1 protein-coding gene (cut by a window edge) is annotated in these 12,615 nt (G+C 66.2%); it reads left to right on the forward strand.

Annotation, left to right across the window (positions count from 1 at the left end; genetic code table 11):
* Nucleotides 1–12,615: the 5' portion of a non-ribosomal peptide synthetase gene (locus PspCFBP13528_RS23895; protein WP_137201662.1), read on the forward strand. 324 nt of this gene lie beyond the right edge of the window; the window shows 12,615 of its 12,939 coding nt (coding positions 1–12,615); it begins with the start codon at nucleotides 1–3; its stop codon lies beyond the right edge, outside the window.

Below are 12,615 nucleotides of genomic sequence, written 5' to 3' on the forward strand. Positions count from 1 at the left end.
ATGCAGTTCAGCGAATTACTGGCAGCGATTTCCACCCATGCAATCCGTCTGCAAATGGAAGAGGGCGACCTGATTGTCCTTGGCGATGACGACGCGCTGGATGACGCGCTGTGGGACCAACTGATCGCGCACAAACCCCAACTGCTTGAGTGGGTCGCGGCGCATGGCGGCGACTGGTCGAGCCCGGCCTATCGCATCACCCCGGACATGCTGCCACTGGTCACGCTCGACCAACCGGCCATCGACCGCATCGTCGCGGCGATCCCCGGCGGAGCGGCGAATGTGCAGGATATCTACCCCCTGGCGCCGCTCCAGGAAGGCATGCTCTACCACCATCTTCGCGCACAGCAGGGCGACCCCTACGTGCTGCACGCGCAGTTCGTGTTCGACAGCCGCGCACGTCTGCACAACTTCGCCCAGGCGTTGCAATGGGTCATCGATCGCCACGACATTTTGCGCACGTCGATGGCCTGGGAGCGCCTCGACGAGCCGTTGCAAGTGGTGTGGCGCAACGCAACCCTGGCCTGTGAAGAAGCGCATCTTGACGGCGCCGACCGCCTGGCCCAACTGCTCGCACGCTACGATGCGCGCACCTATCGCATGGACCTGGGCCAGGCGCCGTTGCTGCGCCTGGTGTTCGCCGACGACCCGGCCAACGAGCGCGTGGTGGCGATGCTGCTGTTTCACCACACCATCCTCGATCACACCGCCCTTGACGGCGTGCGCGGGGAAATCCAGCTGTACCTCGCCGGCAAGCAGGCGCAGGCCGCGCCGCCGGTAGCGTTTCGCAGCTATATCGCCCAGGTGCGTCAGGGTGTGAGCGAGCAGGCTCACGAAGCCTTCTTCCGCGACATGCTCGCCGACATCGACGCACCGACGTTACCCTTCGGCCTGCAGGACGTGCAGGGCGATGGCCTGGGCATCGACGAAGCGCGCCTGCCGGTTGATCACACCCTCAGCCTGCGCCTGCGCAGCCTGGCGCGTCCGTTGGGCGTCGGTGTGGCAAGCCTGATGCACCTGGCGCTGGCGCGCGTGCTGGGGGTGGTGTCCGGTCGCGAAGCGGTGGTGTTCGGCACGGTGATGCTCGGCCGCATGGGGGCGGGCGAGGGCGGTGAGCGCGCCTTGGGCATGTTCATCAATACCTTGCCGCTGCGCGTGGATGTCGGTGCGCAAGGCGTGCGCGCCGCGATTAAAGCCACTCACGAGCGCCTCACCACCTTGCTTGAGCACGAGCATGCCTCCCTGGCACTGGCCCAGCGTTGCAGCGGGGTGGCGGCGCCGGCACCGCTGTTCAGTGCGATGCTCAATTACCGTCACAGCGCCGCCAGCGACATGCACGCGGTGATCGAGGTGGCCGAAGGCATCCAGGTGCTCGGCGCCCAAGAGCGCACCAACTACCCGCTGACGGTCAATGTCGATGACCTGGGTGAAGACTTTGCGCTGACGGTGATGGTCGATGCGTCCATCAGCGCGCACCGCGTCGCCGGCTACCTGCACACGGCCCTTGAAAGCCTGGCCGATGCCCTTGAGCAACGACCGGATATGCCGCTCAGCGGCCTGAACATCCTGCCCGACTCCGAACGCCACACCCTGCTGCACCGCCTGAACCAAGGCTCTGTCAACCAAAGCCCCGCGCACTACGCCGACACCGCCCTGATCCACCAGCAAGTCGAAGCCCACGCCGCCGCGCGCCCTGACGCGATTGCCGTGCGCTTCGAACGGCGCAGCCTGACCTACCGTGAACTCAACGAACGTGCCAACCAGGTCGCCCATGCGCTGCTGGCCCAGGGCGTGCGCCCCGACGCGCGCGTGGCGATCTGCGTGGAGCGCGGCCCGCAGATGATCATCGGCCTGCTCGGCATCCTCAAGGCCGGTGCCGGTTATGTACCGATCGACCCGGCGTACCCGCAGGAACGCATCGCCTACACCCTGGGCGACAGCACGCCGGTGGCGGTGCTGGTGCAGGCCGACACCCGGCACCTCGTCGGCAACCTGGCGCAGATCGACCTCGACGCCCTGCACCAGCAGGCCACGGTCAATCCGCGCCTGCACCTGAGCCCGGCCAACCTGGCCTATGTCATCTACACCTCCGGCTCCACCGGCCAGCCCAAGGGCGTGATGATCGAACACCGCCAGGTGGCGCGCCTGTTCAGCGCCACCCAGCACTGGTTCGGCTTCAATCAGCACGACGTGTGGGCGCTGTTTCATTCCTTTGCGTTCGATTTTTCCGTGTGGGAAATCTGGGGCGCGCTGATGCACGGCGGCCAGTTGCTGATCGTGCCGCAACTGGTCAGCCGTTCACCGGATGAGTGCTACGCGCTGCTCTGCGAAGCCTCGGTCAGCATCCTCAACCAGACGCCGAGTGCGTTCCGCCAGTTGATCGCGGCGCAAGGCAACAGCGACCGGGCGCATTCATTGCGCCAGGTGATTTTCGGCGGCGAGGCGCTGGAGCCGGGCATGCTCAAGCCCTGGTATGCACGGGCGGTGAATGCCGGTACGCAACTGGTGAACATGTACGGCATCACCGAAACCACTGTGCACGTGACGTACCGCGCGCTGGAAGCGGCCGATGCGCAGTTGGTCGGCGTGAGCCCGATTGGCGTGCGTATTCCGGACTTGCAGTTGTACGTCCTTGACGCACAGCGCGAGCCGCTGCCGTTCGGTGTGGTCGGTGAGTTGTATGTGGGCGGCGCGGGGGTGGCGCGCGGTTATCTGAACCGTGACGCGCTCAACGCCGAACGCTTCCTGCACGACCCGGCCACCGGCCTGCGCATGTACAAGACCGGCGACCTTGGCCGCTTGTCAGCCGACGGCAGCGTCGAGTACCTGGGGCGCAACGACGACCAGGTAAAGATCCGCGGTTTCCGTATCGAACTGGGTGAAATCCAGGCCCACCTGGCCACCGCCGACGGCGTGCGCGACGCCGTGGTGATTGCCCGGGAAGACACCCCCGGCGACAAACGCCTGGTGGCCTACGTGATTGCGGACGGTGCGCCCAGTGCGGCCGCCTTGCGCGACCATCTGCTGCTGAACCTGGCCGATTACATGGTGCCCGCAGCCTTTGTGCTGCTGGAGCGGTTCCCGCTGACCACCAACGGCAAACTCGACCGCAAAGCGTTGCCCGCACCCGATGCCGACGCATTGGCCCGGCGCGGTTATGCGCCGCCGCAGGGCACGGTGGAAACCACCATCGCCGCGCTCTGGCAGGACTTGCTCAAGGTCGACCGCGTGGGGCGCGAGGATAATTTCTTCGAACTCGGCGGCCACTCGCTGTTGGCGGTCAAGCTGATCGAGCGCATGCGCCAGGTGGACTTGAGCGCCGATGTGCGCGTGCTGTTCGGCCAGCCGACATTGGCGGCACTGGCGGCGGCGGTCGGCGGGCACCCTGAAGTGCAGGTGCCGGCCAACCTCATTGAAGAACACAGCGCGGCCATTACACCGGACATGCTGCCCCTGGTCGACCTCGACCAGGCCGCCATCGACCACATCCTCCAGGCGGTACCCGGCGGCATTGCCAATGTGCAGGACATCTATGGCCTGGCGCCGTTGCAGGCCGGGATTCTCTACCATCACCTGGCAACCGCAGAGGGCGACCCCTACGTGTTGCAGGTGCAGTTCAGCTTTGATGACCAGACGGCGCTGGACGGGTTTGTCCAGGCGCTGCACAGCGTGATCGAGCGCAATGACATCCTGCGCACCGCGATTCTCTGGGAAGGTCTGGATGAACCGGTGCAGGTGGTGCTGCGCCAGGCACCGCTGGCGGTCGAGCGGGTCGAGGCCACGGGCGACGATGCCCTGGCGTCTCTGCAACAACGCTTCGACCCCCGTCACTATCGCCTGGACCTGTCACGCGCGTCGCTGATGCGCCTGGCGTACAGCGAGGAACCGGACCGTCTGGTCGGCATCCTGCTGTTGCACCACATCCTGCTCGACCACACCGCCCTGCAAGTACTGGTGCAAGAGATGAGCGCCAGCCTGTCCGGCAGCAGCGCGCAATTGCCAGACGCGGTGCAGTACCGCAACTACGTGGCCCAGGCCCGCCTCGGTGTGAGTCAGGCGCAGCACGAAGCCTTCTTCAGCGAGATGCTTGGCGATATCGACGAGCCAACCCTGGCCTTCGGCTTGCAGGATGTGAATGGCGACGGCAGCGGCATCGTTGAAGCGCATCTGCCGCTGGATCCGGGGCTGAGCCTGGCCCTGCGCGAACAGGCGCGGCAGTTGGGCGTAAGTACCGCGAGCCTGGTGCACCTGGCCTGGGCGCAGGTGCTGAGTCAGGTGTCCGGCCAGCGCGACGTGGTGTTCGGCACCGTGTTGCTGGGGCGCATGCAGGGCGGCGAGGGCGCCGATCGGGCGCTGGGGATGTTCATCAACACCTTGCCATTGCGGGTCAGCCTTGGCGCCACGGGCGTGCAGGCCGGTGTGCGCGCCACCCACGCACGCCTGGCGCAATTGCTCGGGCACGAGCATGCCTCGTTGTCCCTGGCCCAGCGTTGCAGTGGCGTGCCGGCATCGTTGCCGCTGTTCAGTACCTTGCTCAACTATCGCCACAGCGCCCCGGATGAAGCGCCGGGTGACAGCCCCTTCGCCGCGTCCGGCATCCAGGTACTCAGTTCCGAAGAGCGCAGCAACTACCCGCTGGTACTCAACGTCGATGACCTGGGCGCAGGTTTGGCCCTCACGGTGCAGGGCGTCGCCACGCTGGACGTGCAGCGCGTGGCGGACTACATGCTCACCGCGCTGCGCCAGCTGGTGACGGCCCTGCAACAGGCGCCGACCACCGCGCTGCAGGCACTGTCGATCGTACCGCCGGCAGAGCGCCAGCAACTGCTGGTGGAGTTCAACGCCACTTGCCGCGATTACCCGGCGCATCTGAGCGTCGCCCAGCTGTTCGAAGCCCAGGCGCTGGCACGGCCTGAAGCAGTAGCGGTGGTGCAGGGCAAACTGTCCCTGAGTTACCGCGACCTCAACCGCCGCGCCAATCGCCTGGCTCACTGCCTGATCAGCCAGGGCGTGCAACCCGGCGAGCCGGTGGCCCTGGCGCTGCCGCGCAGCATCGACCTGGTGATCAGCCAACTGGCCGTGCTCAAGTGCGCGGCGGTGTACGTGCCGCTGGACGTCAACGCGCCGGCCGACCGCCAGGCGTTCATGGTGCAGGACAGCGGCGCCCGTCTGGTGCTGGACGATCTGGCCGGGCTGAACCTGGACGGGCTGCCGGCCGACAATCCCGAGCGCGAACAGTCCGCCGACAGCGTGGCCTACATCATGTACACCTCCGGCTCCACGGGCACGCCCAAAGGCGTACTGGTGCCCCAGCGCGGCATTACCCGGCTGGTAATCAATAACGGCTACGCCGACTTCAATGCCCAGGACCGCGTGGCCTTTGCGTCGAACCCGGCGTTTGACGCGAGCACCATGGACGTATGGGGCGCGTTGCTCAACGGTGGCCAGGTGCAGGTGATCGACCACGCCACCGTGCTCGACCCGCAGGCGTTCAGCGCCGAGCTTGCGGGCGCTACGGTGCTGTTCGTCACCACTGCGCTGTTCAACCAGTATGTACAACTGATCCCTGACGCACTGGCCGGCCTGCGCATTCTGCTATGCGGCGGCGAACGCGCCGACCCAGCCGCCTTCCGCAGCCTGCTGGCCCAGGCCCCGGCATTGCGCCTGGTGCACTGCTATGGCCCGACCGAAACCACCACCTACGCCACCACCTACGAAGTGCGCGCGCTTGCCGATGACGTAGAAAGCGTGCCGGTGGGTCGGCCTATTTCCAACACCCAGATCTATGTACTGGACGCGCAGTTGCAGCCAGTGCCACTGGGCATCACCGGCGAAATCTGCATTGGCGGCGATGGCGTGGCCAAGGGCTATTTGAACCGCCCGGACCTGAGTGCCGAAAAATTCGTCCACGATCCATTTTCCGAACAGCCCCACGCCTTGATGTACCGCACAGGCGACCTGGGACGCTGGTCGGTCGACGGCTTGCTCGAGTGCCTTGGACGCAATGACGACCAAGTGAAAATCCGTGGTTTTCGTATCGAACTGGGTGAGATCGAGGCGCGCCTGGCGAGCTGCCCCGGCATCCGCGACGTAGCGGTGCTCGCGAGGGAAGACGTACCGGGGGACAAACGCCTGGTGGCCTATTTCACCTGGACCGACGCCGCGCTGGGCATCGACGAGGTGCACGCGCACCTGCAAGGCCTGCTGCCGGACTACATGCTGCCCTCGGCCTATATGCCGCTGGCCAGTCTGCCCTTGACCAACAACGGCAAGCTCGACCGCAAGGCCTTGCCCGCGCCGGATCCGCAAGCGCTGCTCAGCCGTGCCTACGAGGCCCCCCAGGGCGAGGTGGAAACCCTGCTGGCGCAGATCTGGCAGGACGTGCTCAAGCTCGAGCGCGTCGGCCGGCATGATCATTTCTTCGAACTGGGCGGGCATTCGTTGCTGGCGGTCAGCCTGATCGAGCGCATGCGCCGCGTCGGCCTGAGCGCCGATGTGCGCGTGCTGTTCAGCCAGCCCAGCCTCGCGGCATTGGCGGCGGCGGTGGGCAGCGGGCGTGAAATCGTGGTGCCGGCCAATGGCATCCCGGCAGGCTGCACGCACATCACCCCGTCGATGCTCAGCCTGGTGCAACTGGACGCGGCTGCCATCGAACGCATCGTGGCCAACGTGCCGGGCGGTGCGGCGAACGTGCAGGATATCTACCCGCTGGCGCCGTTGCAGGAAGGCATCCTCTATCACCATATCAGCGCCGAACAGGGCGACCCGTACCTGCTGCAATCGCGCATGGCGTTCGACAGTCTCGAGCGCTTGCATGCTTTCATGGGCGCGCTGCAACAGGTGGTGGCCCGCCACGACATCCTGCGCACCGGGGTGGTCTGGGAAGGCCTGGACAGCCCGGTGCAAGTGGTGTGGCGTCAGGCGCAGCTGGTGGTGCAGGCCGTCAGCCTGGACCCGGCCGACGGCGGCATCATCGAACAATTGCATGCGCGCTTCGATGCGCGGCACTACCGGCTGGACATCACCCAGGCACCGCTGCTGCGCATGGTCTATGCCCAGGACCCGGCCAACCGGCGTGTCGCGGCGATCCTGCTGTTCCACCACCTGGCCCTGGACCATACCGCCATGGAAGTGGTGGGCCAGGAGATGCGTGCCTTCATGCTGGGGCAGGCGGACGACTTGCCCGAGGCCGCGCCGTTTCGCAACTACGTGGCCCAGGCGCGCCTGGGGGTCAGCGTGGCCGAGCATGAACAGTTCTTCCGCGGCATGCTCGCCGATGTCGACGAGCCGACGCTGCCGTTCGGTTTGCACGATGTGCAGGGCGACGGCCGCACCATCGAAGAAGCCGAACGGCAGCTGCCGGCCGAGCTGGCGCAGCGGGTGCGCGAGCAGGCACGCCACTTGGGCGTCAGCGCCGCGAGCCTGATGCACCTGGCCTGGGCGCAGGTGCTGGGGCTGGTGTCCGGGCGTGACGACGTGGTGTTCGGCACTGTCCTGATGGGCCGCATGCAGGCCGGCGACGGGGCGGACCGCGCCCTGGGCATGTTCATCAATACCTTGCCGCTGCGGGTCGATGTGGCGGCCGCTGCTGCCGACGCGGTCAAGGCCACCCATGCACGCCTGAGCGCCTTGCTCGGGCATGAGCATGCCTCGCTGGCCCTGGCTCAGCGTTGCAGTGGGGTGGTGACGGCCACGCCGCTGTTCAGCGCCTTGCTCAATTACCGCCACAGCAGCCCCGGCGAAATGGCCCGCGACGGTCACGGGATCTGGGAGGGCGTACAGCTGCTCGGCGGCGAAGAGCGCAGCAACTATCCGCTGACCCTGAGCGTGGATGACCTGGGCGAAGGCTTCGCACTGGCCGTGCTGGCGTTGCCGCAGATCGGCGCCCAGCGCCTGTGCGACTACATGCACAACGCCGTGGCGCAGTTGGTGGACGCCCTGGAGAACGCGCCGGACACCCGCTTGTACCATCTGCCGATTCTGCCGACGGCGGAACGCGACACGCTGCTGCGCGAATTCAACGCCACCGCCCATGATTTCCCACGCGGGCACACCCTGCACGGCGCCGTTGAAGTCCAGGCCGAGCGTCAGCCCGAGGCCATCTCGGTGATGCAAGACGGTTTGGCGCTGACCTATCGACAGCTCAACCAACGCGCCAACCAGCTGGCGCATCACCTGCTGGAGCTTGGCGTGCAGCCGGATGATCGCGTGGCGATCTGCTGCCGTCGCGGCCCGCAGATGCTGGTGGGCCTGCTCGGCATTCTCAAGGCCGGCGCGGGCTATGTGCCGATCGACCCGGCGTACCCCGCCGAGCGGATCGCCTATCTGTTGCAGGACAGTGCACCGGTGGCGGTGCTCTCTGAAGCTGGCACTCGGGACCTGCTCGGCGGCGTCGCCAGTGTCGACCTGCAGGACCCGCGTTTGCAGCAACATCCCCTGAGCAACCCGCAACTCGGCGCACTGACCCCGGCGCACCTGGCCTACGTGATCTACACCTCCGGTTCCACCGGCCAGCCCAAGGGCGTGATGGTGGAACATCACCACGTGGAAAACCTCGTGCACTGGCATTGCGAGGCCTTTGGCCTGGGGGCTGCCAGCCATACCAGCAGCGTCGCCGGTTTCGGTTTCGATGCGCTGGCCTGGGAAGTCTGGCCGGCGCTGTGCGTGGGCGCGACCCTGCACCTGCCACCCGCCGAGGTGGGCAATGAAAACATCGACGAACTGTTGGCCTGGTGGCTGGCGCAGCCGCTGGACGTGAGCTTCCTGCCCACCCCGGTGGCCGAGTACGCCTTCAGCCTGAACCTGCAACACCCGACCTTGCGCATGCTGCTGATCGGCGGCGACCGCCTGCGCCAGTTCAGCCAGGAACGACGGTTTGCCCTGATCAATAACTACGGCCCCACCGAAGCCACGGTGGTCGCCACCTCCGGCCGCGTACGTGCCGGGCAGCCTTTGCATATCGGCCGGCCCATCGCCAATGCCACCAGCTACGTGTTGGATGCCCACTTGCGTGCGGTGCCCGTGGGCGTGGCCGGTGAACTGTATGTCGGTGGCCGCGGCGTGGCGCGCGGTTACCTGAATCGTCCGGACCTGACCGCCGAGCGCTTCCTGCAAGACCCGTTCAACCCCGGGCGCATGTACCGCACCGGCGACCTGGTGCGCTGGCTGCCCGATGGCAACCTGGAATATCTGGGGCGTAACGATGACCAGGTCAAATTGCGCGGGGTGCGGGTTGAACTGGGCGAAATCGAAGCCCGCCTGGCCGCGCTCGACGGTGTGGCGGAAGCCGTGGTGCTGGTCCGCGAAGGCCGCTTGATCGCGTGGTTCACCGAGCGCCAGGCGCTGTCGTTCGACACGCTGCGCGCGCAACTGCAGAAGGAGCTGCCCGAGGCACTGGTGCCGGTGGCCTACGTGAAACTTGCGGCCTTGCCCCTGACCGCCAACGGCAAGCTCGACCGCAAGGCCCTGCCGGCCCCCGATCAAGCCGCGCTGCTGACCCGTGATTACGAAGCGCCCCAGGGCGAGGTGGAAACCCGCCTGGCGCGGATCTGGGCCGAGGTGCTGCAGGTGGCGCAGGTGGGGCGCCATGACCACTTCTTCGAACTGGGCGGGCATTCATTGCTGGCCGTCAGCCTGATCGAGCGCATGCGCCAGGTCGGCCTGAGCGCCGATGTGCGCGTGCTGTTCAGCCAGCCGACCCTGGCCGCGCTGGCCGCCGCCGTGGGCAGTGGCCGCGAAGTGCAGGTGCCGGCCAACCGTATTCCTGACGGCTGCCAACGCATCACCGCGGACATGCTGTCGCTGGTGACGCTGGAGCAATCGACGCTCGACCAGGTGATCGACCAAGTCCCCGGCGGCGCCGCCAATGTGCAGGATATCTATCCGCTGGCGCCGTTGCAGGAAGGCATTTTCTACCATCACATCAGCGCCGAGCAGGGCGACCCGTACCTGCTGCAATCGCACCTGGCGTTTGACAGCCTTGAGCGCCTGGACGCCTTTGCCCAGGCGCTGCAGCAGGTGATCGATCGCCACGATATCCTGCGCACCGCAGTGGTCTGGGAGGGCCTGGTGCAACCGCTGCAAGTGGTGTGGCGCAAGGCTGAACTGGCCGTGCAATGCGTATCGCTGCAAGGCAACGTCATCGAGCAGTTGCACCAGCGTTTCGACCCGCGCCATTACCGGCTGCCGATGTCCCAGGCGCCGCTGATCCGCCTGGTGTATGCCGAGGACCCCGGTCAGCAGCGGGTCGTTGCGATTTTGCTGTTCCACCATATTGCCCTTGATCACACGGCACTCGACAGCGTACGTCAGGAGATGCAAGCCAGTTTGCTCGGGCAACCCCGTATCGCTGAAGCAGCCATTCCTTACCGCAACTATGTGGCTCAGGCGCGCCTGGGCGTCGAAGAGCACGAACATGAAGCGTTCTTTGGCCAGATGCTGGGAGACATCGACGAGCCGACGCTCCCGTTCGGCTTGCAGGACGTCCAAGGTGACGGCAGTGCAATCGAAGAGGTGCAGCAGAGCCTGGCCCCGGCCTTCAGCCAGCGTCTGAGGGCGCAGGCCCGCCTCTCGGGTGTCAGCGCCGCCAGTCTGTTTCATCTGGCGTGGGCCCGGGTGCTGGCCAGCACCAGCAGCCAGCACCGCGTGGTCTTCGGCACGGTACTGCTTGGCCGTATGCAGGGGGGCAAAGGCAGCGACCGTGCACTGGGGATGTTCATCAACACCTTGCCGTTGCGCGTGGATATTGATGGCACCGGTGTGCGCGCCGCCGTCAAGCACACCCATGAGCGCCTGACGGCACTGCTCGGCCATGAACATGCCTCCCTGGCTCTGGCCCAGCGTTGCAGTGGCGTCGCCGCGCCGCTGCCGTTGTTCAGTGCAGTGCTCAATTACCGCCACAGCGCCAGCCAGGAGGCGACGGTGTCGCAGGCATGGCAAGGGATTCACACCCTGGCCAGTGAAGAACGCACCAATTACCCCTTGACCTTGAACGTCGATGACCAGCGCGATGGCTTCCGCCTGACCGTCATGACCCCCGCGCACATTGGAGCGCAACGCGTCTGCGGTTATATGCAGACGGCTTTGCTTGGGCTGGTCGAGGCGCTGGAACAGGCGCCGCACCTGCCGATCAGCCGCGTGTCGATCCTGGGGCAGCAGGAGCGCGAAAGACTCTTGCACGGCTTCAACGCGACCGCAGTCGATTACAACCTTGACCAGACCTTGCACGGCTTGTTCGAGGCGCAGGTCTTACGCACGCCGGATGCCGAGGCCGTGAAAGCGGGGGATCAACGCCTGAGCTATCGGCAACTCAACGAGCGGGCCAACCGTCTGGCCCATCACCTGCGTGAACTGGGCGTACGGCCCGAGTCACGGGTTGGGGTGTGCCTGGAGCGTGGCCTGGACATGGTCATCGGCTTGTTCGCCATCCTCAAGGCCGGCGGCGGTTATGTCCCGCTTGACCCGGCCTATCCCCACGAGCGCCTCGCCTACATGCTGCACGACAGCGCACCGGTGGTGGTGCTGGCCCACGGCGCAACCCGCGACTTGCTGGGTGAGATACCCACCCTTGATCTGGACTGCGACACCTGGCAGCACCAGCCGAGCACCAATCCCAGCGTGCCGGAGCTTACTGCCCGGCATCAGGCTTATGTGATCTACACCTCCGGCTCCACCGGCCAACCCAAGGGGGTCATTAATGAACATGCCGGGGTGGTCAACCGCCTGCTGTGGATGCAGGACGCGTACGGCCTCAACGCGCAGGATGCGGTGTTGCAAAAAACACCCTTCAGCTTCGACGTGTCGGTGTGGGAGTTCTTCTGGCCGCTGATGACCGGCGCCCGCCTGGTCATGGCACGTCCGGGCGGCCACAAGGACCCGGCGTATCTGTGTGAAGTGATTGAGGCGCAGCGCATCACCACGCTGCACTTTGTGCCGTCGATGCTCGACGTATTCCTGGCCCATGGCGATGTCAGCCAGGCCGCCGGGCTGTTGCGCGTGATCTGCAGCGGTGAAGCGCTGCCGGGCAGCCTGGTGCGACGCTTCAAGCAGCAACTGCCGGGCATCGGGTTGTACAACCTGTATGGCCCGACCGAAGCCGCAGTGGATGTGACCGCATGGAACTGCGCACGCAGCGACGTGCCGGACAACACGCCGATCGGCAAACCGATTGCCAACACACGCATGTACGTTCTGGACGCCCAATTGCAGCCGGTGCCGCTGGGGGTGGTCGGTGAGCTGTTCATCGGTGGCGTGCAGGTGGCGCGGGGGTATCTCAACCGTGCGCAACTGACCGCCGAACGCTTCCTTGAGGACCCGTTCAGCGCGGGTCGGATGTACCGCACGGGCGACCTTGGCCGCTACCTGCCGGACGGCAATCTCGAGTACCTGGGCCGCAACGATGACCAGGTGAAAATTCGCGGCCTGCGCATCGAACTGGGGGAAATCCAGGCGCGACTGATCGAGCATCCAGCGGTGAAAGATGCCGTGGTCGTGGCCTGCGAAGATCGCCTGGTCGCCTACTACACCGGCGCGGCCACCGCCATCGACGCCCTGCGCAGCCAGCTCTTGCAGCACCTGCCGGACTTCATGGTGCCCGCGTTGTTCATGCACCTCGAC

This window comes from Pseudomonas sp. CFBP13528 (genome assembly GCF_005233615.1).
GTDB lineage: Bacteria > Pseudomonadota > Gammaproteobacteria > Pseudomonadales > Pseudomonadaceae > Aquipseudomonas > Aquipseudomonas fluorescens_AM.